The 24013-nt window shown below is 62.9% G+C and carries 25 protein-coding genes; 2 read left to right on the forward strand and 23 right to left on the reverse strand.

The window, feature by feature from the left end:
• Positions 1–8 precede the first annotated feature (8 nt).
• From ccmI to ccmA, 9 genes are read right to left on the reverse strand one after another with little or no spacing between them, the layout of a single operon-like run.
• Positions 9–1196: a c-type cytochrome biogenesis protein CcmI gene (gene ccmI, locus ACNFIC_RS19235; RefSeq protein ID WP_416781642.1), complete on the reverse strand. Its 1188-nt coding sequence runs from the start codon at positions 1194–1196 to the stop codon at positions 9–11.
• Positions 1189–1665, reverse strand: a complete 477-nt coding sequence (locus ACNFIC_RS19240) for a cytochrome c-type biogenesis protein (RefSeq protein WP_138220289.1) — start codon at positions 1663–1665, stop codon at positions 1189–1191. Before ACNFIC_RS19240 ends, ccmI begins: the two co-directional genes overlap by 8 nt.
• Positions 1662–2198 (reverse strand): DsbE family thiol:disulfide interchange protein, encoded by a 537-nt coding sequence (locus ACNFIC_RS19245; protein ID WP_416781643.1) that lies wholly within the window; start codon positions 2196–2198, stop codon positions 1662–1664. The genes ACNFIC_RS19240 and ACNFIC_RS19245 overlap by 4 nt, the downstream gene beginning before the upstream one ends.
• Positions 2195–4168 carry a heme lyase CcmF/NrfE family subunit gene (locus ACNFIC_RS19250; RefSeq protein ID WP_416781691.1) on the reverse strand — a complete coding sequence of 658 codons (1974 nt, stop codon included), beginning with the start codon at positions 4166–4168 and terminating at the stop codon, positions 2195–2197. The genes ACNFIC_RS19245 and ACNFIC_RS19250 overlap by 4 nt, the downstream gene beginning before the upstream one ends.
• Positions 4169–4179: 11 nt before the next feature.
• Positions 4180–4623 (reverse strand): cytochrome c maturation protein CcmE, encoded by a 444-nt coding sequence (ccmE, locus tag ACNFIC_RS19255; RefSeq protein ID WP_138220292.1) that lies wholly within the window; start codon positions 4621–4623, stop codon positions 4180–4182.
• A complete protein-coding gene (gene ccmD, locus ACNFIC_RS19260) occupies positions 4620–4796 on the reverse strand; it encodes a heme exporter protein CcmD (protein ID WP_046854700.1) in 177 nt (58 codons plus the stop codon). Before ccmD ends, ccmE begins: the two co-directional genes overlap by 4 nt.
• Positions 4793–5560 carry a heme ABC transporter permease gene (locus ACNFIC_RS19265; protein WP_138220293.1) on the reverse strand — a complete coding sequence of 256 codons (768 nt, stop codon included), beginning with the start codon at positions 5558–5560 and terminating at the stop codon, positions 4793–4795. Before ACNFIC_RS19265 ends, ccmD begins: the two co-directional genes overlap by 4 nt.
• Before the next feature lie 46 nt (positions 5561–5606).
• Complete coding sequence (gene ccmB, locus ACNFIC_RS19270) at positions 5607–6275, reverse strand: heme exporter protein CcmB (RefSeq protein WP_138220294.1); 669 nt, start codon at positions 6273–6275, stop codon at positions 5607–5609.
• Positions 6272–6904, reverse strand: coding sequence for a cytochrome c biogenesis heme-transporting ATPase CcmA (ccmA, locus tag ACNFIC_RS19275; RefSeq protein ID WP_416781644.1), 633 nt, complete (start codon positions 6902–6904; stop codon positions 6272–6274). Before ccmA ends, ccmB begins: the two co-directional genes overlap by 4 nt.
• Before the next feature lie 198 nt (positions 6905–7102).
• Here ccmA and ACNFIC_RS19280 point away from each other — a divergent pair, with 198 nt between their 5' ends.
• Together ACNFIC_RS19280 and ACNFIC_RS19285 are read left to right on the forward strand one after the other, a co-directional pair.
• Positions 7103–8677 (forward strand): flagellar hook-length control protein FliK, encoded by a 1575-nt coding sequence (locus ACNFIC_RS19280; RefSeq protein WP_138220296.1) that lies wholly within the window; start codon positions 7103–7105, stop codon positions 8675–8677.
• Positions 8674–9009, forward strand: coding sequence for an EscU/YscU/HrcU family type III secretion system export apparatus switch protein (locus ACNFIC_RS19285; RefSeq protein WP_138220297.1), 336 nt, complete (start codon positions 8674–8676; stop codon positions 9007–9009). The genes ACNFIC_RS19280 and ACNFIC_RS19285 overlap by 4 nt, the downstream gene beginning before the upstream one ends.
• Before the next feature lie 77 nt (positions 9010–9086).
• Here ACNFIC_RS19285 and ACNFIC_RS19290 read toward each other — a convergent pair whose 3' ends face one another.
• The 14 genes from ACNFIC_RS19290 to flhA all read right to left on the reverse strand — a co-directional run bounded on the left by ACNFIC_RS19290 (position 9087) and on the right by flhA (position 23272).
• The gene (locus ACNFIC_RS19290) at positions 9087–9482 is read right to left on the reverse strand and encodes a DUF2802 domain-containing protein (RefSeq protein WP_138220298.1); all 396 of its coding nucleotides are present in this window, start codon (positions 9480–9482) and stop codon (positions 9087–9089) included.
• Between the two features lies 1 nt (position 9483).
• Positions 9484–9963, reverse strand: coding sequence for a chemotaxis protein CheW (locus ACNFIC_RS19295; protein ID WP_003254393.1), 480 nt, complete (start codon positions 9961–9963; stop codon positions 9484–9486).
• 68 nt (positions 9964–10031) lie between these two features.
• Positions 10032–10943 carry a CheW domain-containing protein gene (locus ACNFIC_RS19300; RefSeq protein WP_138220299.1) on the reverse strand — a complete coding sequence of 304 codons (912 nt, stop codon included), beginning with the start codon at positions 10941–10943 and terminating at the stop codon, positions 10032–10034.
• Positions 10943–11731, reverse strand: coding sequence for a ParA family protein (locus tag ACNFIC_RS19305; protein ID WP_138220300.1), 789 nt, complete (start codon positions 11729–11731; stop codon positions 10943–10945). The genes ACNFIC_RS19300 and ACNFIC_RS19305 overlap by 1 nt, the downstream gene beginning before the upstream one ends.
• A gap of 125 nt (positions 11732–11856) precedes the next feature.
• Positions 11857–12714 (reverse strand): flagellar motor protein MotD, encoded by an 858-nt coding sequence (gene motD, locus ACNFIC_RS19310; protein ID WP_138220301.1) that lies wholly within the window; start codon positions 12712–12714, stop codon positions 11857–11859.
• A gap of 3 nt (positions 12715–12717) precedes the next feature.
• Positions 12718–13458 carry a flagellar motor protein gene (locus ACNFIC_RS19315; RefSeq protein WP_138220302.1) on the reverse strand — a complete coding sequence of 247 codons (741 nt, stop codon included), beginning with the start codon at positions 13456–13458 and terminating at the stop codon, positions 12718–12720.
• On the reverse strand, positions 13458–14585 hold the full coding sequence (locus ACNFIC_RS19320; protein WP_416781645.1) for a protein-glutamate methylesterase/protein-glutamine glutaminase: 1128 nt from the start codon (positions 14583–14585) through the stop codon (positions 13458–13460). Before ACNFIC_RS19320 ends, ACNFIC_RS19315 begins: the two co-directional genes overlap by 1 nt.
• 45 nt (positions 14586–14630) lie before the next feature.
• Positions 14631–16859: a chemotaxis protein CheA gene (locus tag ACNFIC_RS19325; RefSeq protein WP_416781646.1), complete on the reverse strand. Its 2229-nt coding sequence runs from the start codon at positions 16857–16859 to the stop codon at positions 14631–14633.
• Positions 16860–16871: 12 nt separating this feature from the next.
• On the reverse strand, positions 16872–17660 hold the full coding sequence (locus ACNFIC_RS19330; RefSeq protein WP_138220305.1) for a protein phosphatase CheZ: 789 nt from the start codon (positions 17658–17660) through the stop codon (positions 16872–16874).
• 18 nt (positions 17661–17678) lie between these two features.
• Positions 17679–18053 carry a chemotaxis response regulator CheY gene (locus tag ACNFIC_RS19335; protein ID WP_138220306.1) on the reverse strand — a complete coding sequence of 125 codons (375 nt, stop codon included), beginning with the start codon at positions 18051–18053 and terminating at the stop codon, positions 17679–17681.
• A gap of 103 nt (positions 18054–18156) precedes the next feature.
• Entirely contained in the window at positions 18157–18897 is a 741-nt protein-coding gene (fliA, locus tag ACNFIC_RS19340; protein WP_138220307.1) for an RNA polymerase sigma factor FliA, read from the reverse strand.
• A complete protein-coding gene (gene fleN, locus ACNFIC_RS19345) occupies positions 18894–19727 on the reverse strand; it encodes a flagellar synthesis regulator FleN (RefSeq protein ID WP_016393812.1) in 834 nt (277 codons plus the stop codon). The genes fliA and fleN overlap by 4 nt, the downstream gene beginning before the upstream one ends.
• 93 nt (positions 19728–19820) lie before the next feature.
• A complete protein-coding gene (gene flhF, locus ACNFIC_RS19350; RefSeq protein WP_138220308.1) occupies positions 19821–21131 on the reverse strand; it encodes a flagellar biosynthesis protein FlhF in 1311 nt (436 codons plus the stop codon).
• 11 nt (positions 21132–21142) lie between these two features.
• Entirely contained in the window at positions 21143–23272 is a 2130-nt protein-coding gene (gene flhA, locus ACNFIC_RS19355) for a flagellar biosynthesis protein FlhA (RefSeq protein ID WP_138220309.1), read from the reverse strand.
• Positions 23273–24013 lie beyond the last annotated feature (741 nt).

A 24013-nucleotide genomic window follows, 5' to 3' on the forward strand; every position in this document is an offset into this window, starting at 1 on the left:
GCGTTCTCTCAGGAGTCGGGGCTGTCGATGGTCAGGTGCTGGGTGGCCTGGGTGCCGGTGGCCAGCGGCGCGCTCTGGGCTTTCCATTCGCCACGGGTCGGTTGGCCGGCACGAGAGACACGGGCTACCAGTTGGACTTCGGCAAAGTCCGACAGTTTCATCTGCGCCATCATCGCATCGGCGTCCGACAACTCCACTTCGATCGGCAACTGCGCCACCGTCACCCGCTTGGCCGCCAACGGCATGGGCGGCCCGTTACTGGCACGCGCGAAGATGAACACGCTGTCGTCCGGGCGCACCTTGTCCTTGAGCGCTGCGGCCAGCGCCACCCGCACTTTCAGACGTGCGCTGGGTGCCACCTGGCCACCGCCAGCCTTGAGTTTATCGGCAGCGCGATCGATGCCTCCTTGCAGGGCAACACGCGAAGCATCGCCCTCGGGCAGTTGTGCCAACAGGCGCTGCCAGTAGTCGATGGCGTCTTGGTAACGTTCCCCCTCGAAGGCGGCAATCCCACGCAGGCCCAGGCTGGTGACCTCCTGTGGATCGGCCTTGAGCGCTTCGTCGGTGAGGGCCTGCAACGACGCCGACCAGCGCTTGTCGGCAGCAAAGTACAACGCCTGGGCCCATTGCCCGAGCAACTCCGGCTGGCGCCCTGCCAGGGCAACGGCACGCTCGAAGGCCTTGGCGGCATCCGCAGGGCGCTGCTCAGCCATGTAGGCACGGCCCAGGAAGTACAAGCCTTCAGCCGAATCCGGCTGGGCCTGCACCGCGCGCTCCAGGCGTGCGGTCATCTCCTGCAACGATTGCGGTGCACGGGCGAACTCGCGGGTCAGCTCGACCTTGTCGGCTGCGCCGAAATGCAGGTACAAGCCCAATGCCATGGCTGGCACCAGGACCGCTGCCAGCAATGGGAGGGCCTTGCCCAGTTGGCCCTGGCGCGCAGCCTCGGCACGCTCGGTGTCGGCCAGCAACTCACGGGCAGCCTCATCGCGCCCGTTGGCCAACTGAGCATCGTCGAGGACCCCAGCCGCTTGCTGGACAGCCAACTCGGCCACGCGTTCTTCGTACAGCGCAACGTTCATCGCGGTGCGGTCCTGCTCGGCCTGCTCGCGGCGCTGGCCACGCAGGATCGGGATCAGCAGGAAAGACAGGGCGGCGAGCAGCAACAGGCCCGCGCTAAGCCAGAATTCAGTCATGGGTAGGTTCTTTTTCCAGCAGTTTGGCGAGGCGTTCGCGTTCCTCGGCGGACAGTTCGGTAACGCCACTTACGGCGCTACTGCGGCGACGGCGGACGATCACCGCCAGCACCACGAAACCTCCGGCCAACAGCAACCCTGGGCCGAACCACAGCAGCCAGGTCCGTGCACTCAGGGCCGGCTTGTAGCGCACGAAGTCGCCATAGCGCTCGACCATGAAGTCGATGATCTGCTGGTTGCTCTTGTCCTCGCCGAGCATGCGAAAGATCTCGCGGCGCAGGTCAGCAGCGATAGGCGCATTGGAGTCCGCGATGTCCTGGTTCTGACACTTGGGGCAGCGCAGTTCCTTGGTCAGTTGCTGATAGCGCTCGCGTTCGGCCTCGTCGCGAAACTGATAGGTGTCGATGGCCGCACGGGCCGCGCCGGCCAGGCTCAAGCCCAGTACGACAGCTGCAAGCCAGCGCTTCATTGGCGAGCCTCGTCGACCAGGTCTTGGTACAGCGGCGCCAACTGTTCGCGCCATACTGTGGCGTCGACTACGCCGACGTGCTTGTAGCGGATGATGCCCTTGGCATCGACCAGGAAGGTTTCCGGGGCGCCGTATACACCTAGATCCAGGCCCAGCGAGCCCTGCGGATCGGCGATGTTCAGTTGATAGGGATTGTGGAACTCGGCCAGCCACTTCAAGGCAGCTGCGCTGTCGTCCTTGTAGTTGACCCCATGGATCACCACGCCCTGTTCAGCCAGCTGGTTGAGGTACGGATGCTCGACCTTGCACGACGGGCACCAGGTACCCCACACGTTGACCAACGCCGGACGCCCCAGCAGGTCGGCCTGGGTGAGGCTTCGATCGCCCTGCACCGTCGCCAGCGAAAAGGCCGGGAAAGGCTTGCCGATCATCGCCGAGGGCAGTTCGTCTGGTTTGAGGAACAACCCCTTGTACAAAAATACCGCCACCAGCAGGAACACCACCAGGGGCACCATCATGATCCAACGCTTCATACCGTCGCTCCAGACACACCCAAGGCCTCACGCACACGGGTCTTGACCTTGACGCGATAGCGTCGATCGAAAGCCGCCAGCAAGCTGCCCAGGCCGGTCAGCAGACCGCCCAGCCAGATCCAGCGGACATACGGTTTGATATGCACCCGCACCGCCCAAGCGCCGTTTTCCAGCGGCTCACCCAGGGCCACGTAGAGGTCGCGGGTGAAACCTGCATCGATACCGGCCTCGGTCATCATCGACTGCTGTACCGTGTACAGGCGCTTCTCGGGGTGCAGCACGCTCACTTCACGGCCCTCGCGCGATACCCGGATGGTGCCCTTGTCGGAGATGAAGTTCGGCCCTTCGAAGTGCTTGGCGCCTTCGAACAAGAAATGATAGCCGCCCAACTCGACGCTCTCGCCCGGGGCCATGCGCAGGTCGCGCTCGGCGCTGTTGTTACTCGACAGAACCACACCCAGGGCGCACACCGCCAGCCCCAGGTGGGCCAGGTGCATCCCCCAGTAACTGCGGCTGAGCCCACCCAGCCCTTTAAACAGCCCCTTGTGACGGGTCTTGTCGAGGATGTCACGCAGCCCACCGAGCACCACCCAGGCCGCCAGGGCGAAGACACTCAGGGCCGGCCAGTCGAAGTCATCGACGATCAGCCCCGCCACCGGGGCCAGCACCGCGCTACCAATCAGCACCGGGGTGAGCATGCTGGCCAGCCACTTGCCGGGGGTATCTTTCCAACGCACCAGCACGCCCACACTCATGATCACCATCAGCAAGGCCATCAGCGGCAGGAACAACGCATCGAAATACGGTGGGCCCACCGACAGCTTGGCGCCGGTCAAGGCGTCCAGCACCAGTGGGTATAGGGTGCCCAGCAAAATCATTGAGGCGGCCACCACCAGCACCAGGTTGTTGGCCAGCAGCAAGGTCTCGCGCGACCACAGGGCGAAGCCCACCTGGCTCTTGACCACCGGCGCGCGCACGGCGAACAGCGTGAGCGAGCCGCCGACCACCACCAACAGGAAGATCAGGATGAACACCCCGCGCGACGGATCCGCAGCAAACGCATGTACCGAGGTCAGCACCCCGGAGCGGACCAGGAAGGTGCCCAGCAGGCTCAGCGAGAATGCCGCGATGGCCAGCAGCACGGTCCAGCTCTTGAACACCCCGCGTTTTTCAGTCACCGCCAGCGAGTGGATCAACGCCGTGCCCACCAGCCACGGCATGAACGAGGCGTTTTCCACCGGGTCCCAGAACCACCAGCCGCCCCAGCCCAATTCGTAGTAGGCCCACCACGACCCCAGGGTGATGCCTACCCCCAGGAACGCCCAGGCGACGATAGTCCAAGGCCGTGACCAGCGCGCCCAGGCCGCGTCCAGGCGCCCGCCGAGCAGCGCGGCGATGGCGAAGGCGAAGGCCACCGAGAAACCCACGTAGCCCATGTACAGCATCGGCGGGTGGACGATCAGGCCGAAATCCTGCAGCAAGGGGTTGAGGTCGCGCCCATTGACCGGCACCTGCGGCAGCAACCGCGAGAACGGGTTGGAGGTGATGATCAGGAAACTCAGAAAGCCCACGCTGATCATCCCCATGACCGCCAGCACCCGCGCCAGCATCACCTGCGGCAATTGACGCGAGAAGATCGACACGGCGAAGGTCCAGCCGCCGAGGATCAATGCCCAAAGCAGCAACGAGCCTTCGTGGGCACCCCACACGGCGCTGAACTTGTAGTACCAGGGTAAGGCGCTGTTGGAGTTGCCGGCTACGTAGGCCACCGAGAAATTGTCGGTCATGAAGGCATGGATCAGGCAGGCGAAGGCGAACGCCAGGAAGGCGAACTGGCCCCATGCCGCCGGTCGCGCCAGCCCCATCCACAAGCGGTCGCCGCGCCAGGCACCGAGCAGTGGCACGCTGGCCTGCACAGCGGCGAAGCAGATCGCCAGGATCATCGACAGTTGCCCAAGCTCGGGGATCAGCAGCGCAGCGTTCATGGCTTGGCCTCCGCTTGACCGCTCTCCTTCAGGGCCTTGGTGACCTCGGGCGGCATGTACTTCTCGTCGTGCTTGGCCAGCACCTCATCGGCCACGACCACGCCGTCGGCGTTGAGCTTGCCCAGGGCGACGATGCCCTGCCCCTCGCGGAACAGGTCGGGGAGAATGCCACGGTAGGTGATCGGCACTGACTTGCTGAAATCGGTGACCACGAAACGTACATCGAGCGAGTCCGAGGAGCGCTGTACAGAACCTTTCTCGACCATGCCGCCAGCGCGAATGCGAGTGTCCAGCGGTGCTTCGCCGTTAGCGATCTGGGTCGGGGTGTAGAACAGGTTGATGTTCTGCTGCAGGGCACTCAGGGCAAAAGCCAAGGCCACACCGACACCGGCCAGCAGGCCGAGAATGATAAACAGGCGTTTCTTGCGCTGCGGATTCACGGTTTGTTCTCCCGGCGCAGTCGTCGCGCCTCTTCTTGCAGGTAGCGACGACGGGCCAGCAACGGCGCAGCGACATTGAGCGCCAGCACCGCCAGACAAATCCCATAGGCCGACCAGACATACAGACCATGGTGCCCCATGGCCAGAAAATCACTGAACGACGCGAAGCTCATCGCACGCCCTCCCGCCCCAGGCTGTTCAACACCGCATCCCTGACCCAACTGGCACGGGCTTCGCGCTTGAGCACTTCAAGGCGCATGCGCAGCAGCAGCACCGCACCGAAGAAGCAATAGAAGCCCAGTACCGTGCACAGTAGCGGCAGCCACATCTCGGCAGGCATCGCAGGCTTTTCGGTCAGGGTGAAGGTGGCGCCTTGGTGCAAGGTGTTCCACCACTCGACCGAGTACTTGATGATCGGGATGTTCACCACCCCGACGATAGCCAGCACCGCGCAGGCCTTGGCGGCGCTGTCACGGTTACTGATCGCCTGGCCCAGAGCGATGATGCCAAAGTACAGGAACAGCAGAATCAGCATCGAAGTGAGCCGCGCGTCCCACACCCACCAACTGCCCCAGGTAGGCTTGCCCCAGATCGCGCCCGTCACCAGCGCCAAGGCGGTCATCCAGGCACCGATAGGGGCCGCGCACTGCAAGGCCACATCGGCGATTTTCATCTTCCATACCAAGCCCACCACGCCCGCCACGGCCAAGAGCACGTAGCAGGACTGCGCCAGCATCGCCGCCGGCACGTGGATATAAATGATGCGGAAGCTGTTGCCTTGCTGGTAATCCTGTGGGGCGAAGGCCAGGCCCCAGACGATCCCCACCAGCAGCAGCACAGCAGCGGCCAGCGCCAGCCAGGGCAGCAGGCGCCCGCTGATGGCGTAGAACCATTTGGGTGAGCCGAGTTTGTGGAACCACGTCCAGCTAATTTTCATCAGGGTACATCCAGGGTATTGGCCGGGCTGCGGTGCCCGGGACTCGTTATTCGCCGACGCTGATTTTCAGCCCGGCGGCGATCGCAAAGGGTGCCAGGGTCACGGCCAGGGCCGCGAGGCTGGCGAGCCAGAGCAGGTGGCCGGTGGCTGGCATATTCTGCAACGCCGCCTGCAGCGCACCACTGCCCAGGATCAATACAGGGATATACAACGGCAATATCAGCAGCGCCAGCAGCAGTCCGCCGCGCTTGAGGCCGACCGTCAGGGCCGCGCCGACCGCACCGAGCAAGCTCAACACCGGAGTCCCCAACACGAGCGAAGCCAACAGCACCGGCAGGCAACTGGCGGGCAAGCCCAGCATCAGTGCCAGCAATGGCGACAGCAGTACCAGCGCAAGCCCCGAAAACGTCCAGTGCGCCAGTACCTTGGCCAGCACCAGCATAGCCAGCGGATGCGGCGACAGTACCCACTGTTCGAGCGAGCCATCCTCGAAATCGCTGCGAAACAGCCCGTCCAGTGAGAGCAGTACAGCCAACAGCGCAGCCACCCAGACCAGTCCGGGCGACAAGGTTTGCAACAATTGAGTTTCGGGACCGACCGCCAACGGAAACAGCGCCACCACGATGGCGAAGAACACAAGCGGATTGGCAAGCTCTGCCGGACGGCGGAACAACAGACGCGCCTCGCGGCGCAGTAAAAGAACAAACACGCTCATGCCGACCATTGCCCCAGGTTCAGTTCACGGTAACCGGATGGCTTGAGACCCAGGCTGTGGTGAGTCGTCAGCACGACCGTACCGCCTCGCTCGCAATGGGCGGCCAGATGCGCTTCCAGTTGTGCGACGCCTTGCTTGTCCAAAGCGGTGAAAGGCTCATCGAGAATCCACAGCGGCGGGCTGTCCAGGTAAAGCCGGGCCAATGCCACGCGGCGCTGCTGCCCGGCAGACAGCGTATGACAAGGCACATCCTCGAAACCGCGCAGCCCGACCGCCGCCAATGCCTTCCAAAGGGCGCTGCGAGAGGCCGGCTGATGCAGCGCGCAGAGCCAGGCCAGGTTCTCTTCGGCGCTGAGCAAATCCTTGATCCCGGCGGCATGGCCTATCCACAGCAGGATGCTGGCCAGCGCATGCCGCTGCTCGGCCAAGGGCCTGCCGTTGAACAGGATCTGCCCGGCCGTTGGCTGCATCAGCCCGGCCAGCAGGCGCAGTAGGCTGGTCTTACCGCTACCATTTGGCCCTGCGATCTGCAACATGTCGCCAGGTTGCAGGTCGAAGTCCAGGTGTTCGAACAGCAGTCGCCAGTCGCGCTCGCAGGCCAGGCCCACGGCTTGGAGATGAAGGGTCACGATATCGCCTTATGCTGTGTCGGCCCATGAGCGGCGCTGTGCTCTTCGCGGGAGAAGCCGCGAACAAGGCAATGCCGCCGTGTAGCCGTTGTCTCAAGTCGCCCCAAGCCCTGCCGTTATACTGGCAGGCGGGCGGGCAGCATTATTGCACGCGCGCCGCGCCGCAACGAGGGCTGGTTCGACAGGTTGTATACAATCATGACTGAAATCAATAGTCTCGGCGCACAATCTGCGCTAAGCCCACAGGCAGCCAAGGCCAACATGACCGGTGAACTGTTGCGCCTAATGCAGCCACAGCCGGGTCTGGTGGCAGACGGCGAGACGGCACGCGCCGAAGTGTTGTCGCTGCGCCAGGTCGGCCAGGACTACCAGATGGTGCTGCGCATTACCCTAAGCGGTGGCGTGCAGGCCCAGGTTCAGGCCAGTGCAAGCGCTCCCCTGCCCCAGGGCAGCCAAGTCAGCGTCACCCAGACCCAGAGCAACGAACTGGCGGTGGTGATACAGAATAACAAGGCCAACAACGTCGCCACCCTGACCCGCCTGGACACCCTCCAGACGCCGGTTGGCACCCTGCTACAAGGCAAGGTGGTGACCACCCAGGCCTTGATGCAGAACCCTGCACAGACGGCCAGCTACCGCTCGCTGGTGACCCTGCTCAGCAGCAGTCAGGCCGGCGCGACCTTGACCATCGACAGCCCTCGACCACTGCCTGTAGGCAGCTTGCTCAGCGCCGTGGTGCAGGGCGACCAATCCCTGCGTTTCGTGCCGCTCAGCGGCCGTCAGGACCAGTTGGCGGTGGCGCAGCAGTTGCTGAACCAACAGAGCCAGCAAGCCTCCCTGCCGGGCTTGCTCGATGCCCTGCAGCAAATCATTCGCAACGCCGATACCGGCGCCGAGCTGCGTGCCAGCGCCGAGCGGCTGCTCGCCAGCCTGCCCGACGCGCGCCAGTTGAGCGACCCGAAAACCCTGGCCCAATCCTTGAACAACAGCGGCACGTTTCTCGAAGCCAAACTGCTGCAAGGCGGCCAGGCGGGGAACCTGGCACCCGACCTCAAGGCGCAACTGATCCGCCTGGTCGCTCAGTTACCCACGCCGCCTCCCGGCGCCGGCGTAAACCCGGCGCTGGCCGCCAGCACCCTGGCCCAGGCGTTGCCCGGTTTCGCGCGCAGTGCGCTGGGCATGCTCGGCCAAGTCACCCCTCGCCAGTTGCCGGGCACCTTCCCGCTGCCCTCACGGCTGCTGCAAAGCCTGGAAAATGCAGGCGACCTGCAGCAATTGCTGCGCCTGGCAGCTGCCGCCGTCTCACGTTTGCAGAGCCATGCACTGTCCAGTCTGCAACAGAGCGGCACGCTGGAAAACGGCAACCTGCAAACCAGCTGGCAGACCGAAGTGCCGATCCGCCACGGCCAGGAGTTCATCCCGCTTCAGGTCAAGTTGCAACGGGAGGAAACCCCCGAACAACAAGCCAATCGTGAACGCGAGCGCGAACCGCGTGAGCCGGCAGAGGCGCTGTGGCGCATCGAACTGGCATTCGACCTGGCGCCGCTGGGCCCACTGCACGTCCAGGCGCAACTGGCCCAAGGTCGGCTGTCCGGCCAACTGTGGGCCGAACAACCGCACACCGCGCAATGGATCGATAGCCAGCTCGGCAGCCTGCGCGAGCGCCTGCTGGCTCGGGGACTGGATGTCGGAGATCTACAGTGCCACCCCGGCACACCGCCGCAAGGCCCGCGCACACGCCTGGAACAACGTTGGGTGGACGAAACCGCATGAAGCACCAGCAACCGCGCCAAGCCATCGCCTTGAGCTACGACGGCCAGCAGGCACCGACCCTGAGCGCCAAGGGCGATGATGAGTTGGCCGAGGCGATCCTCGCCCTCGCCCGCGAGCACGAAGTACCGATCTACGAGAACCCCGAGCTGGTGCGTCTGCTCGCGCGCCTGGAGTTGGGCGAGCAGATCCCCGAGGCGCTATACCTGACCATCGCCGAAATCATCGCCTTCGCCTGGCAACTACGCGGCAAGATGCCAGCAGGCTTTGACGACAGTGGCCCACAGGCGCGCGATATCACCCCGCACTTGGCCCAACTGCCTGCCCCTGACTGAGCCACAGCAGACACGGGGCGGCGTCACTGGCCGCCTGTTTCAGGCCGACCAGTGACGGATAGACAGCCTGCCAACGATCAATCGGCGCGGTGCAGCTTGCTCATCAGCTGTGCCTCGGCCTGGGTCAGCCCGCAGGTCTGGGTCAGCTCCTCGACGCTTGCGCCCATGCCCACCAGCTTGGCGGCCTGGGCGAAGGTCACGTTGTTGGGATCACGTTGCTCCAGTTGCTGGAGCCTGTCTGGCAAAGGCGCCACCACTGCGCGCAGTTCGTGGATCGCCTCGCCCATGCGCACAGTGCCGTTCTGGTAGTCGTCCAGGCGCTTGGCCAGATCCTTGATACGCTGGTCGCGCACGGCATCGCCTTCGGCCTGCTGGGCGGCCAGCTCGCGCTGGCGCTTGCTGTAGTTGAGGAAGAACCACAGGCTCAGCGCCCACAGCAGCGCCAGGAAGATGACAGCAACCTCGAAAATCAACTCAGATGTTCTCCAGCTCGGACCACTCTTCCTCGGTCATCATCTTGTCCAGCTCGACCAGAATCAGCAGTTCGCCGTTCTTGTTGCACACGCCCTGGATGAACTTGGCCGACTCTTCGTTGCCGACGTTCGGCGCAGTCTCGATCTCCGACTGACGCAGGTACACGACCTCGGCGACGCTGTCGACCAGAATACCAACCACCTGCTTGTCCGCCTCAATGATCACGATGCGGGTATTGTCGGTCACCTCAGTGGGCATCAGGCCGAAGCGCTGGCGGGTGTCGATCACCGTCACCACATTGCCACGCAGGTTGATGATACCCAGGACATAGCTGGGCGCGCCCGGTACTGGCGCGATTTCGGTGTAGCGCAGCACTTCCTGCACCTGCATGACGTTGATCCCGTAGGACTCATTGTCCAGGCGGAAGGTTACCCATTGCAGGATCGGATCTTCAGAACCTTGTGCAGACGACTTTTTCATTCCCCTAGCCCTCTAAAACCGCCCTTGGCGGTGTGATCTTCGATAACCGCGGCAGAAGCGGCGTTGATTCAGTTGTGTTGGGTGTTCATCTGCTTGACCGCGCCACTGGCGATCAACTCGGCAAGCTCGGCCACATCGAGCAACGCGCACATGTGCTCGATCACCGTACCGGCCAGCCACGGGCGCTGGCCACGCTGGCTGCGCCACTTGATCTCGTTGGGGTCCAGGCGCAGCGAGCGGCTGACTTGATGCACCGCCAGCCCCCACTCGTAACCCTGTACCGAAATGACGTATTGCAGGCCCTGGCGGAAATCCTCACGGTAGCGGTCGGGCATCACCCAGCGGGCGGTGTCCAGTACTTTGAGGTTGCCGGCCTGGCAGGTCAGGATACCGAGGAACCAATCTGGCTGGCCGAACAGCGGGGTCAGCTCCTGGCCGGCCAGGCTGTAGATCGAGCCCAGGCAAACCAAGGGTACCGCCAGGGTCAGCCCCGCCACATCGAACAACAGGCACTCGAACGGCTCGGCGGCCCACGCCGGGCGGCCATCGACCGTGGCCGGCGGCACGGGCGCCGCCGGAGCGGGCAAATGCACCTCCACCAGCGGGGCCACAGGCTCGGCCACCTGGACCTGGGTCAACACCGGAATGCTGGCCTCGGCCACGACTTCGGTGTCCACCAGGCTGACGACCGGCTCCGGCAGCGGCCGGCTCGGGGGCAACACGGTGGGCAGTACCTTGGCTTGCGGCTCGGCGAATGGCCGCGGTGCGGCTTGTACCGGCGCGGCCTGGCGCCGAGCATCGGCGGCCTGTTCTGCGCGCACGGCGGCTTCGAATTCATCGCTGGAAACGCTGCTCGCAGGGGCGGCAAGCGCCTCGGGCTGCGGCTCCTCGAACACCTCGGTGGCTTCTTGCAGCAGGCCATCGAGGTAGGACTGCAAGGCCAACTGCGGCTTGCTGGTGATGTGCGGGGCTGGGTTCATCAGGCCACCTGCAGTGCGGTGCGGTAGGTGAGCAGGTGCTTGAGCAGTGCGCGATAAGCGACCACGCCCCGGCTCTTGCCGTCGAATTGCGAAGGGGTGACGCCATTGCGGCTGGCGTCACGCAGGCGCGTGTCCACCGGAATGTAGCCTTGCCAGACCTGCTCGCCATAGGTATCGCGCAGCACTTTCAAGGTGCCGAGGGAGGCCTGGGTGCGGCGATCGAACAGGGTCGGGACGATCTGGTACGGCAGCGCTTGCTTGCGCGAGCGGTTGACCATGGCCAGGGTGCCCACCATGCGCTCCAAGCCCTTGACCGCGAGGAACTCGGTCTGCACCGGGATCACCAGCTGTTGGCTGGCGGCCAGGGCGTTGACCATCAACACGCCGAGCAGCGGCGGACTATCGATCAGGGCGAAGTCGAAATCCTGCCACAGCTGCGCCAGACTCTTGGCGATCACCAGGCCCAAACCGCTCTGCCCCGGCGACTGACGCTCGAGTACCGCCAACGCGGTGCTGGAAGGTAGCAGTGAGATGCGCTCGTCACTGGTCGGCAGCAGCAGTTGTCCGGGCAAGCCCTCGGGCACGCTGCCCTTGTGCAGGAACAGGTCGTAGCAGCTGTGTTCGAGCGCGTCAGGGTTATGCCCGAAATAGCTGGTCATCGAGCCGTGCGGATCGAGGTCGACCACGACCACGCGCTTACCCGCCTCGGCTAGCAGGCCGGCCAAGGCGATGGTGGTGGTGGTCTTGCCGACGCCACCTTTTTGATTGGCTACTGCCCAGACTCTCATAGGACAACTTCTATCTCATTGATTTGGCGCGAGACTCTGTAGGCGCGGGCGGTTCCCGCGAATACCGGCAATGCCGGTGCAACATCACTGCACTGCGCTGCCATCGGCGTCGGTGAATTGACGAATCATTGCCTCACCAGCGGTGCTGGCGAGGCTGGTGCACTTTGTGTGCCAGCCCGGCGCAATGCCGCATCCGGCGTCGCATTTGCACTGCCACTGCCGGTCAGGCTACGGCGCACTTCGAGGTTGCGCGAAATCACCAGCACCACGCGCCGGTTGCGCGCACGGCCTTCGGCAGTGTCGTTGCTGGTCACCGGCTGATACTCGCCGTAACCCACCGAGGCCATGCGCGCGGGATTCACCCCTTCCATCGCCAGCAGGCGCACGATGCTTGCCGCACGCGCCGAAGACAGCTCCCAGTTGGTCGGGTACTGCGCGGTACGGATCGGCAGGTTGTCGGTGAAGCCCTCGACATGCACCGGGTTGGCGAACGGCTTGAGTATGTTGGCCACCTTCTCGATGATCTCGAAGGCAACGTCACTGGGCATGGCATCGCCACTGCCGAACAACAATGCCGAGTTGAGTTCGATCTCCACCCACAGTTCGTTGCCGCGCACGGTCATCTGGTTGGACTTGATCAGGTCGCCAAAGGCGTCGCGCACATCATCTGTGATGGTCTTGAGCGGGTCGACGCTGGTCTGGGCCAGGCCTGCATCGGTCTGCTCGCTGTCCTTGATCAGCGGTTCGGCCGGCTTGACCGTCAACGGGCGCTCGTCACCAATCGGAATCGGCCTGACACTGCGCTCAGGATCGTTGAACACCCCGATCAACGCCTGCGAGATCTGCTTGTACTTGCCCTCGTTGATCGAGGAAATGGAGTACATGACCACGAAGAAGGCGAACAGCAAGGTGATGAAGTCAGCATACGACACCAGCCAGCGCTCGTGGTTTTCATGCTCCTCTACGCGACGACGACGGGCCATGGGTTACTCCATGAAGCCTTGCAGCTTCAACTCGATCGAGCGTGGGTTCTCGCCCTCGGCGATCGACAGCAGACCTTCGAGAAGCATCTCGCGGTAGCGCGACTGGCGCAGGGTAATGGCCTTGAGCTTGTTGGCGACCGGGAGCAGGATCAGGTTGGCGCTGGCGACACCGTAGATGGTGGCGACGAAGGCCACGGCGATACCACTGCCCAGTTGCGTCGGGTCGGCCAGGTTGCCCATTACATGGATCAAGCCCATTACCGCACCGATGATGCCGATGGTCGGCGCATAACCGCCCATGCTCTCGAACACCTTGGCGGCCTGGATGTCGCGATTCTCCTGGGTCAGGAAATCGACCTCGAGGATGCTGCGAATGGATTCAGGCTCGGCGCCGTCGACTAGCAACTGCAAACCTTTGCGCGCGTAGGGGTCGGGTTCGGCATCGGCGACCCCTTCCAAACCCAGCAGGCCTTCCTTGCGCGCAGTCAGGCTCCAATTCACCACACGGTCGATACCACCGGCCAGGTCCACGCGTGGCGGGAAGAAGATCCAGCCCACGATCTGCAAGGCACGCTTGAACGCAGGCAGCGGCGACTGCAACAACGCAGCAGCCAACGTACCGCCGAGCACGATCAGCGCCGCCGGACCGTTGACCAAAGCGCCAACATGGCCGCCTTCGATGAAGTTGCCACCGACGATGGCAATGAAAGCCAGGATCAGACCGATAAGGCTCAGGACATCCATCAGACGCAGGCCTCGACCAGGTGTTTGCCGATATCGTCCAGGCTATAGACGGCGTCGGCGAGGTTGGCTTTGACAATCGCCATCGGCATCCCGTAGATCACGCAGCTGGCCTCGTCCTGGGCCCAGACGGTACTGCCGTTCTGCTTGAGCAGACGTGCGCCTTCGCGGCCATCGGCGCCCATGCCAGTGAGCACCACGGACAGCACCTTGTCGCCGTAGGACTTGGCCGCCGAACCGAAGGTGATATCGACGCATGGCTTGTAGTTCAGACGCTCATCGCCCGGCAGGATCTTCACCGTGCCACGGCCGTCGATCATCATCTGCTTACCACCAGGGGCCAGCAGCGCCAGGCCCGGACGCAGTACATCGCCGTCCTCGGCCTCCTTCACGCTGATCTTGCACAGTTTGTCCAAGCGTTCGGCGAAGGCCTTGGTGAACGCAGCGGGCATATGCTGAATCAGCACGATCGGCGCCGGGAAGCTGGCGGGCAGTTGGGTGAGTACACGCTGCAGCGCGACCGGCCCCCCAGTGGAGGTGCCGATGGCCACCAACTTGTAAGGCTTGCGCTTGGGGGCTGGCGAGTGACTGGCAGCCGGCGCAGCAGCGCGCACTGGCGCAGGCGCCACAGGCCGTGACGCCGGGGTGCTGGCGGTAAAGCTGCTGGTCGGAGTGGGACTGGCTGTCGGCGCCGCTGCCGGGGCCGGGCTTGCATAGCCACTGAAACGACGATTGCTGCGCGAGATGGTGTGGACTTTCTCGCACAGCAGTTGCTTGACCTTCTCGGGGTTGCGCGAGATGTCTTCGAAATTCTTCGGCAGGTAGTCGACCGCGCCGGCATCCAAGGCATCCAGGGTGACCCGGGCGCCTTCGTGGGTAAGCGAGGAGAACATCAGCACGGGCGTCGGGCAACGCTGCATGATGTGCCGTACTGCCGTGATGCCGTCCATCATGGGCATTTCATAGTCCATGGTGATGACATCGGGCTTGAGCGACAGCGCCTGGTCGATCGCTTCCTTGCCATTTGTCGCGGTACCCACGACCTGGATCGTCGGGTCGGCCGAGAGAATTTCCGAGACACGGCGGCGGAAGAAACCGGAATCATCCACCACCAGGACCTTGACTGCCATAAACACTCCATTAGGCGGCGCCCCCGATAGGGCGCGCCACCAGAATCAAATACGCCGGGCGGCGTAACGCTTGAGCATGCTCGGAACATCGAGGATCAAGGCAATACGGCCGTCACCGGTAATGGTGGCGCCGGACATGCCCGGGGTGCCCTGCAACATCTTGCCCAGCGGCTTGATCACCACCTCTTCCTGACCCACCAGCTGATCGACCACGAAGCCGATACGCTGGGTGCCGACCGACAGGATCACCACATGGCCCTCGTGCTGCTCCTCGTGCTCCTGGTCCTGGACCAGCCAGCGTTTGAGGTAGAACAGCGGCAAGGCCTTGTCCCGCACGATCACCACTTCCTGACCATCGACCACGTTGGTGCGCGACAGGTCCAGGTGGAAGATCTCGTTGACGTTGACCAACGGGAAAGCGAATGCCTGGTTGGCCAGCATCACCATCAGGGTCGGCATGATCGCCAGGGTCAGCGGCACCTTGATGACGATCTTCGAACCCTGGCCCTTGGCCGAGAAGATGTTGATCGAGCCGTTGAGCTGGGAGATCTTGGTCTTCACCACGTCCATACCCACACCGCGACCGGACACGTCGGAGATCTCGGTCTTGGTCGAGAAGCCTGGGGCGAAGATCAGGTTGTAGCAGTCCGACTCGCTCAGGCGATCAGCTGCGTCCTTGTCCATCAGGCCCTTCTCGACCGCTTTGGCACGCAGCACGCTCGGGTCCATGCCCTTGCCGTCATCGGAGATCGACAGCAGGATGTGGTCGCCTTCCTGTTCGGCCGACAGCACCACACGACCGGTACGTGCTTTACCGGAGGCTTCGCGCTCTTCCGGCATCTCGACACCGTGGTCGACCGCGTTGCGCACCAAGTGCACCAGTGGGTCGGCGAGGGCCTCGACGAGGTTCTTGTCCAGGTCGGTCTCTTCGCCCACCAGCTCCAGGTTGATCTCTTTCTTGAGCTGACGCGCCAGGTCACGAACCAGGCGCGGGAAGCGCCCGAAGACCTTCTTGATCGGCTGCATGCGGGTCTTCATGACCGCAGTCTGCAGGTCGGCAGTGACCACATCGAGGTTGGACACGGCCTTGGACATGGCTTCATCGCCGCTGTTCAGGCCCAGGCGCACCAGACGGTTACGCACCAGCACCAGTTCGCCGACCATGTTCATGATCTCGTCCAGGCGCGCAGTATCGACGCGCACGGTGGTTTCCGCTTCGCTGGCAGTCGGCTTCTCGCCAGCAGGCGCTGGGGCTCGTGCCGGCGCAGGCGCCGCTGCCGGCTTGGTCGCAGGAGCCGCGGCTGCGGCAGGTGCCGGCGCAGGTTTGGCAACCGGCTTGCTGTCGGCCTTGGGCGCTGCGGCCACCGCAGCAGCAGGCGCCTCGGCAGCGACCGCATCACCGCTGAACTTGCCCTTGCCATGAAGCTCGTCGAGCAGCGTTTCAAACTCGTGCTCGCTGATGTGGTCGCCGCCGGCCGCCGCCGGTGCTTCAGATGCGCCTGCGCCAGGCAGCGCATCGACGGCGAACGTACCCTTGCCGTGCAACTGGTCGAGCAGCGACTCGAACTCGTCGTCGGTAATGTCATCGCTGGCCGGCGCAGACGCAGCCTCCGGCGCACTGGCCGGCGCAGGCGCGCTGAACTGGCCCTTGCCATGCAGTTGGTCGAGCAGAGACTCGAACTCCGAATCGGTGATCTCGTCACCGCCGCCGCTGAGCGCTTCGCCCTGCAATTGCTCGTGCACGGCAGCCTCGGCCTTGACCGCATCGAGCGAATCGAGCAACTGCTCGAACTCGGTGTCGGTAATGTCCGGTTCGCCATCGGGCTCGGCCGCGGCCTCGACCACAGGTGGCGTTTCGAGCACTTCAGCCGGTGCCTCAGCGCCACCCGGCTCGGCCAGGCGCGACAGCGCTGCCAGCAGCTCCGGCGTCGCCGGCGTGACATCGGTACGCTCGCGTACCTGGCTGAACATGCTGTTGACCGTGTCGAGTGCCTCAAGCACCACATCCATCAATTCCGCATCGACCCGGCGCTCACCTTTACGCAGGATGTCGAACACGTTCTCGGCGATGTGACAGCACTCCACCAGCTCATGCAGCTGAAGGAAGCCGGCGCCCCCTTTTACAGTGTGGAAACCGCGGAAAATCGCATTGAGCAGGTCCGCATCATCAGGCCGGCTTTCCAGCTCGACCAGTTGCTCGGACAGTTGCTCGAGGATTTCGCCGGCTTCTACCAGGAAATCCTGGAGGATTTCTTCATCGGCGCCGAAGCTCATTAAACGTGCTCCTTAAAAACCCAGGCTGGACAGCAGATCGTCGACGTCGTCCTGACCGGACACCACGTCTTCACGCTTATCGGCATGAATCTGCGGACCTTCACCCCGAGTCGGATGTTTTTCTTCATCTTTTTCAGCGCGAAGCTGCTGGTGGTCATGTTCGATACCGGCAAACCGATCGACTTGACTCGCCATCAGCACGAGCTTGAGCAGATTGCTTTCGACTTCGGTGACCAGCGAGGTCACTCGCTTGATCACCTGGCCGGTGAGATCCTGATAATCCTGCGCAAGCAGAATGTCGTTGAGGTGGCCGGCAACCTTACGGTTACCTTCCGCGCTCTGCGCCAGGAAACTGTCGACGCGCTTGACCAGCTCACGGAATTCCGGCGCAGCCACTTCGCGACGCATGAATCGCTGCCAGTCGACCGACAGTGCCTGCGCCTCGGCAGACAAGTCGTTGAGCACCGGCGTGCTCTCCTCCACCAAGTCCATGGTGCGGTTGGCTGCGCCTTCGGTAAGGCGCACCACGTAGGAGAGGCGCTCGGTGGCATCGGTTATCTGCGAGACTTCCTCGGCCTGCGGCATGGCCGGGTCGATCTGGAAGCTGACGATTGCACTGTGCAGTTCACGGGTGAGCTTGCCGACCTCCTGATACAGCCCACGGTCGCGGGTCTGGTTCAGCTGGTGTATCAGCTGTACCGCCTCGCCGAACCGGCCGCGCTCAAGGCTCTCGACCAGTTCCTGGGCATGCTTTTTCAGGGTTGATTCGAACTCACCCAGAGAGTTGTTGGTTGACTCCATGGCGCCCCCTGACGTGACTCAGCCGTTGACGCGTTCGAAGATCTTTTCGATCTTTTCTTTGAGCACCTGGGCGGTAAAAGGCTTGACCACATAGCCATTGACGCCAGCCTGGGCCGCTTCGATGATCTGGTCGCGCTTGGCCTCGGCGGTCACCATCAGCACTGGCATACCCTTGAGGCGCTCGTGAGCGCGGACCTTGCGCAGCAGGTCGATGCCGGACATGCCAGGCATGTTCCAGTCGGTCACCAGGAAGTCATAGTGACCGGCCTCGAGCATCGGCAGAGCCGTGACGCCATCATCGGCCTCGTCGGTGTTGGTGAAGCCCAGGTCACGCAACAGGTTCTTGATGATCCGCCGCATCGTCGAAAAGTCGTCAACGATGAGGATTTTCATTTCTTTGTTCAATTAGACCTCCAAGCAGTCTTAAACGCGCTCGGCGCCGAGCGCGCGCTCAATCAATTCGGCACCACAAAAAACGACTGCATCGAACCTGCGTTCAACGCGCCCGCCATTCCCCCAGGCGGCTGCGCAAGCGCGCGGCACACTGGCTATGCAGCTGGCTGACCCGCGACTCGCTGACCCCCAGGACCTCACCGATTTCCTTGAGGTTCAGCTCTTCGTCGTAGTACAGCGCCAGGACCAGGCGTTCACGCTCCGGCAGGTTGGCGATCGCATCGGCCAGCGCTGACTGGAAACGTTCGTCCTCCAGATCGCGCAACGGCTCCAACTGCCCACTCGCTCCGTCCTCGTGCAACCCTTCGTGTTCGCCGTCCTGCAAAAGATCGTCGAAACTGAATAGGCGGCTGCCCAAGGTGTCGTTCAGAATCCCGTAGTAATCGTCGAGACTCAATTGGAGTTCGGCAGCAACCTCGTGATCTTTAGCGTCGCGGCCTGTTCTTGCCTCGACACAGCGAATCGCGTCGCTGACCATGCGCGTGTTGCGGTGTACCGAACGCGGTGCCCAATCCCCCTTGCGCACCTCGTCGAGCATCGCGCCACGGATACGAATACCGGCATAGGTCTCGAAACTGGCACCTTTGCTGGCATCGTATTTATTGGCGACTTCCAGCAGGCCAATCATGCCTGCCTGGATCAGATCCTCGACCTGCACGTTGGCCGGCAAACGCGCCAGCAGGTGGTAAGCGATACGCTTGACCAGCGGCGCGTAGCGCTCCACCAGCTCGTACTGCGCATCCTTGGCAGCCTTGCTGTACATCTTGAAACCGCTCGCATTCATAGAACTGGCCCCGCACTGGTCGGTTGCACTAGACGCTCGACGAAGAATTCAAGATGTCCACGCGGGTTGGCAGGCAGCGGCCAGCTATCGACCTTCTGCGCGATGGCCTTGAAGGCCAGCGCACACTTGGACCGAGGGAAGGCCTCGTAGACCGCCCGCTGCTTCTGTACCGCCTTGCGAACGCATTCGTCGTAAGGCACGGCACCGACGTATTGTAGGGCGACGTCCAGGAAACGGTCCGTGACCTTGGTCAATTTGGCGAACAGGTTGCGCCCTTCCTGGGGGCTCTGGGCCATGTTGGCCAGCACGCGGAAACGGTTCATGCCGTAGTCGCGGTTGAGCAGCTTGATCAACGCATAGGCGTCGGTGATCGAAGTGGGTTCATCGCACACTACCAACAACACTTCCTGCGCCGCACGCACGAAACTGACTACCGAGTCACCAATACCTGCAGCGGTGTCGATGACCAGCACGTCGAGATTGTCGCCGATCTCGCTGAACGCCTGGATCAACCCCGCGTGCTGCGCCGGCGCCAGGTGCACCATGCTTTGCGTGCCAGAGGCAGCCGGCACGATGCGCACCCCGCCCGGCCCTTGCAAGAGCACATCACGCAGCTCACAACGTCCTTCGATGACGTCAGCCAGGGTACGCTTGGGGGTGAGTCCGAGCAGCACGTCGACGTTAGCCAGGCCCAGGTCGGCGTCGAGCAGCATGACCCTGCGCCCCAGCTCGGCCAACGCCAGGGACAGGTTCACTGAAACGTTGGTCTTGCCGACGCCACCTTTGCCGCCAGTCACGGCGATCACCTGTACGGGATGCATGCTACCCATGTCTGTTGTTTACCTTGTCTCGCTTGGACCCAAGCCACATGAGGGGCTTTACGCTCGACCCCAGGATGTAGGTACTTTGCACAGTATTCACCCTCAACCCGCCCGTTTGCCAGGGTTCTGGTAGAGATCAGCGAACATGTCAGCCATGGCCTCCTCGCTGGGCTCGTCCTGCATCTGCACGCTCACTGCACGACTGACCAGTTGGTGCTTGCGAGGGAGTTGCAGGTCGTCAGGAATGCGCGGCCCATCGGTGAGATAGGCAACGGGCAGTTCGTGACTAATGGCCAGGCTCAGCACTTCGCCAAGACAAGCCGTCTCATCAAGTTTGGTCAGGATGCACCCGGCCAGGCCGCAGCGCTTGTAGCTATGGTAAGCGGCGGTGAGCACCTGTTTTTGACTGGTAGTGGCCAGCACCAAGTAATTCTTCGAAGCGATACCACGCCCGGCCAGGGTTTCGAGCTGCATGCGCAGTGCTGGGTCACTGGCCTGCAAGCCAGCGGTGTCGATCAGCACCACGCGCTTGCGCAGCAGCGGCTCGAGCGCCTGTGCCAGGGACTCGCCCGGATCAACGTAGGTCACCGGCACATTGAGGATTCGACCCAAGGTCTTGAGCTGCTCTTGCGCACCGATACGGAAGCTGTCCATGCTCACCAGCGCCAGGTTGTTCGCGCCGTACTTGAGCACGTAACGCGCGGCGAGCTTGGCCAGGGTGGTGGTCTTGCCCATGCCGGCCGGACCGACCATGGCGATGACGCCACCTTCTTCGATCGGCTCGATCTCAGGCACCTCGATCATGCGCGCCAGGTGCGCCAGGACCATACGCCAGGCCTGGCGTGGCTCGTCGATTTCAGCCGTGAGTTCGAGCAACTCGCGGGCCAGCCCACCCGACAGGCCCAGGCGCTGCAGACGACGCCACAGGTTGGCCTGCTGCGGCTTGCTGCCTTGTAGCTGGCTCCAGGCCAGCGAGCCGAGCTGTACTTCGAGCAACTCGCGCAGGCCAGACAACTCAGAGCGCATGGCATCGAACAAGCGTGGATCGACTGGCGCAGGCGCAGTCGGCGCGACCGCTGCCGGCGCCTCGACGTGTGGCTCCACCAAGGGCTCCGAAGCCGTCAGCGACAGCCCGGCGAATAACTGGCGGTTGCCCTCGAGCGCCTCGCTGCGATTTTCGATTTCGGCCTGGGCGGTGACGATGCGCGACTGGGTCTTGCGCAGCTCATCCTCCAGCTCGGCGTTGGGCACGCGCGGGGCCAGGGCAGACAGCTTGTAGTCCAGCGCGGCCGTCAGCTCGACACCGCCAGCGATGCGCCGGTTACCGATGATGGCGGCATCGGAGCCCAGCTCATCACGGACCAGCTTCATGGCCTGACGCATATCAGCGGCGAAAAAACGCTTAACTTGCATAACCCACTACCTCAGCCATTTGGGCCCACGGTGGCAACGATGGTGACTTGCTTGTTGTCAGGTATTTCCTGATACGCCAAAACATGCAAATTCGGTACAGCCAGGCGACCGAAACGTGACAGCATCGCGCGAATCGGCCCGGCCACCAGCAAGATGGCGGGCTGGCCCTGCATTTCCTGACGCTGGGCTGCCTCGATCAGCGAACGCTGAAGCTTTTCGGCCATGCTTGGCTCAAGAAGAACACCATCTTCCTGACCCTGCCCGGCCCTTTGCAGACTATTGAGCAAGATTTGTTCCAACCTTGGCTCAAGCGTAATGACAGGTAGCTCGGACTCAATGCCGACAATGCTTTGCACGATGGCGCGACACAATCCGACACGCACTGCTGCCACGAGCGCGGCGGTATCTTGACTCTTGCTGGCATTGTTGGCGATGGCTTCGGCAATACTGCGGATGTCACGCACGGGCACTTGCTCGCTGAGCAATGCCTGCAGAACCTTCAGCAGCCCCGACAAGGAAATGACGCCTGGCACCAGCTCTTCGGCGAGCTTTGGCGAAGCCTTGGCCAGCACCTGCAATAGTTGCTGGACTTCTTCGTGACCGATCAGCTCGTGACAGTGCTTTTGCAATATCTGGTTGAGGTGGGTGGCGACCACGGTGCTGGCATCTACCACGGTGTAACCCAACGACTGCGCCTGGGCGCGCTGGGCGATGTCGATCCACACGGCCTCCAGGCCAAACGCTGGGTCTCGCGCTGCGATGCCATTGAGCGTACCGAACACCTGACCTGGGTTGATTGCCAGCTCCCGATCTGGATAGATCTCGGCCTCGGCCAGGATCACCCCCATTAGCGTCAGGCGATAGGCGCTGGGCTGCAGATCGAGGTTGTCGCGAATGTGCACAGTGGGCATGAGGAAGCCCAGATCCTGGGACAGCTTCTTGCGCACGCCCTTGATCCGCGCGAGCAGTTGGCCGCCCTGGTTACGGTCTACCAAGGGGATCAGCCGGTAGCCGACCTCGAGGCCGATCATGTCGATCGGGGTGACATCGTCCCAGCCCAGCTCCTTGGTCTCCATGGCGCGCTGCGGCGAGGGCAATAAGTCCTGCTGGCGTTGCGCTTCTTGTAGGGCTGCGACCTTGGCCTTCTGCTGCTTCTTCCAGACCAGGTAGGCGCCACCACCGGCCAATACGCCAAGGCTGATGAAGGCAATATGCGGCATGCCGGGCACCAGCCCCATGATCACCATCAACGCTGCCGATACAGCCAGCGCCTTGGGTGAATCGAACATCTGCCGGTTGATCAGCTTGCCCATGTCTTCGGAGCCCGAAGCGCGGGTCACCATGATCGCCGCCGCCGTGGACAACAGCAGTGATGGCAATTGCGCCACCAAACCGTCACCAATGGTCAGCAGGGCGTAGACCTTGCCAGCGTCGCTGAACGTCATGCCGTGCTGCAGCATGCCGATGAGCATGCCGCCGATCAGGTTGATGAAGAGGATCAACAGGCCGGCGATGGCATCACCCCGCACGAACTTGCTGGCACCGTCCATGGAGCCGTAGAACTCGGCTTCCTGGGCGACTTCGGCGCGGCGGGCCTTGGCCTGGGCTTGATCGATAAGGCCGGCATTGAGGTCGGCGTCGATGGCCATCTGCTTGCCGGGCATGGCGTCGAGGGTAAAGCGTGCACTGACCTCGGAGATGCGCCCCGCGCCTTTGGTGACGACCACGAAGTTGATGATCATGAGGATCGCGAACACCACCGCACCGACGACATAGTTGCCGCCGATCACCACTTCACCGAAGGCCTGGATCACTTTACCGGCGGCGCCGTGGCCTTCCTGACCATGGAGCATTACGACGCGGGTGGAGGCGACGTTCAGGGCCAGACGCAGCAGGGTTGCCACCAGCAGGATGGTGGGGAACGCGGCGAAGTCCAGCGGGCGCAGGGCGTACACGCAGACCAGCAGGACAACGATCGACAGGGCGATGTTGAAGGTGAAGAACACGTCGAGCAGGAACGGCGGTATCGGCAACATCATCATTGCCAACATCACCAGCAACAGCAACGGCACGCCGAGGTTGCCCCGGCCGAGACCGGCCAGGTTGTTACGGGCGTTGCTGATTAACTGAGTGCGATCCACCGCGAGTCCTCTTCAAGCAAAAACTTTGACGCCTGTGTGGCGCTTGGCGCTGGCTGTGCAAGAAGCTTTCCAACTTTTTTGACCTGGGGTTTTTTGGGGTGGACGGGGCGGGGTCGATGAACAGCGTGTTGGTTTTGGCAGATGTATGGGCATTCATCGACGATGTCGACTTTTAGTCACCTTTTCGCCTTTACGGCGACCTACTTTTGCTCTTGGGCAAAAGTAGGCAAAAACCGCTCGCTCCATCATCCGGCCCCTGCGCTGAGCGCAGGGGTTCCCTCGCTCCGGCGCCTTTCGGGCCCGCGCGGCCTACGACTTGCTGCGCAAGTCTACATCTCGCGCCTTCGGCTACGCCGAAGGGTGCTGCGCACCTGGCCCTACAGACGCCTACACTCGGCCTCCTGAAGTCGCAATTGGCGGCGCCTGGGCTATTGCGCGCTTAGAAGCAAGAGCAGCAGAATTATTTGTTTGAAGTGATGGATGTATTTCGCAGTGGTAAGGCACTCCAGCAAGCCTGCTCAAAGTGCAAGGTCTGAAGTTTTGAGCAATTCAGGCTTTGCACAATCCTGTAGGAGCGGGCTTGTCCCGCGAAGCAGGCAACGCGATGGATGGCACCGACTACGCCGGTGTTCGCGGCACAAGGCCGCTCCTACAGGTGCAGCGCTGGATTCAGGCTTGGCGCAGTCCTGTAATCCAGAGTTCCCACAACTGTAACTAGCGGTTAGCTGCGCAAGTACAGGC

Source organism: Pseudomonas sp. NY15463 (genome assembly GCF_048068415.1).
In the GTDB taxonomy this organism is placed as follows: Bacteria; Pseudomonadota; Gammaproteobacteria; order Pseudomonadales; family Pseudomonadaceae; genus Aquipseudomonas; species Aquipseudomonas mosselii_C.

What these genes read in the sequence shown, in the direction of transcription:
- ACNFIC_RS19315 (WP_138220302.1), bottom strand. Translation starts at nt 13,458, where the DNA reads ATGGATGTCCTGAGCCTTATCGGTCTGATCCTGGCTTTCATTGCCATC.
- flhF (WP_138220308.1), bottom strand. Translation starts at nt 21,131, where the DNA reads ATGCAAGTTAAGCGTTTTTTCGCCGCTGATATGCGTCAGGCCATGAAG.
- ACNFIC_RS19305 (WP_138220300.1), bottom strand. Translation starts at nt 11,731, where the DNA reads ATGAGAGTCTGGGCAGTAGCCAATCAAAAAGGTGGCGTCGGCAAGACC.
- ACNFIC_RS19265 (WP_138220293.1), bottom strand. Translation starts at nt 5,560, where the DNA reads ATGAAAATTAGCTGGACGTGGTTCCACAAACTCGGCTCACCCAAATGG.
- ccmI (WP_416781642.1), bottom strand. Translation starts at nt 1,196, where the DNA reads ATGACTGAATTCTGGCTTAGCGCGGGCCTGTTGCTGCTCGCCGCCCTG.
- motD (WP_138220301.1), bottom strand. Translation starts at nt 12,714, where the DNA reads ATGGCCCGTCGTCGTCGCGTAGAGGAGCATGAAAACCACGAGCGCTGG.
- ACNFIC_RS19240 (WP_138220289.1), bottom strand. Translation starts at nt 1,665, where the DNA reads ATGAAGCGCTGGCTTGCAGCTGTCGTACTGGGCTTGAGCCTGGCCGGC.
- ACNFIC_RS19335 (WP_138220306.1), bottom strand. Translation starts at nt 18,053, where the DNA reads ATGAAAATCCTCATCGTTGACGACTTTTCGACGATGCGGCGGATCATC.
- ACNFIC_RS19245 (WP_416781643.1), bottom strand. Translation starts at nt 2,198, where the DNA reads ATGAAGCGTTGGATCATGATGGTGCCCCTGGTGGTGTTCCTGCTGGTG.
- ccmD (WP_046854700.1), bottom strand. Translation starts at nt 4,796, where the DNA reads ATGAGCTTCGCGTCGTTCAGTGATTTTCTGGCCATGGGGCACCATGGT.
- fliA (WP_138220307.1), bottom strand. Translation starts at nt 18,897, where the DNA reads ATGAATGCGAGCGGTTTCAAGATGTACAGCAAGGCTGCCAAGGATGCG.
- ccmB (WP_138220294.1), bottom strand. Translation starts at nt 6,275, where the DNA reads ATGAGCGTGTTTGTTCTTTTACTGCGCCGCGAGGCGCGTCTGTTGTTC.
- ACNFIC_RS19295 (WP_003254393.1), bottom strand. Translation starts at nt 9,963, where the DNA reads ATGAAAAAGTCGTCTGCACAAGGTTCTGAAGATCCGATCCTGCAATGG.
- ACNFIC_RS19280 (WP_138220296.1), top strand. Translation starts at nt 7,103, where the DNA reads ATGACTGAAATCAATAGTCTCGGCGCACAATCTGCGCTAAGCCCACAG.
- ACNFIC_RS19300 (WP_138220299.1), bottom strand. Translation starts at nt 10,943, where the DNA reads ATGAACCCAGCCCCGCACATCACCAGCAAGCCGCAGTTGGCCTTGCAG.
- ACNFIC_RS19320 (WP_416781645.1), bottom strand. Translation starts at nt 14,585, where the DNA reads ATGGCAGTCAAGGTCCTGGTGGTGGATGATTCCGGTTTCTTCCGCCGC.
- ACNFIC_RS19325 (WP_416781646.1), bottom strand. Translation starts at nt 16,859, where the DNA reads ATGAGCTTCGGCGCCGATGAAGAAATCCTCCAGGATTTCCTGGTAGAA.
- ACNFIC_RS19285 (WP_138220297.1), top strand. Translation starts at nt 8,674, where the DNA reads ATGAAGCACCAGCAACCGCGCCAAGCCATCGCCTTGAGCTACGACGGC.
- fleN (WP_016393812.1), bottom strand. Translation starts at nt 19,727, where the DNA reads ATGGGTAGCATGCATCCCGTACAGGTGATCGCCGTGACTGGCGGCAAA.
- ACNFIC_RS19330 (WP_138220305.1), bottom strand. Translation starts at nt 17,660, where the DNA reads ATGGAGTCAACCAACAACTCTCTGGGTGAGTTCGAATCAACCCTGAAA.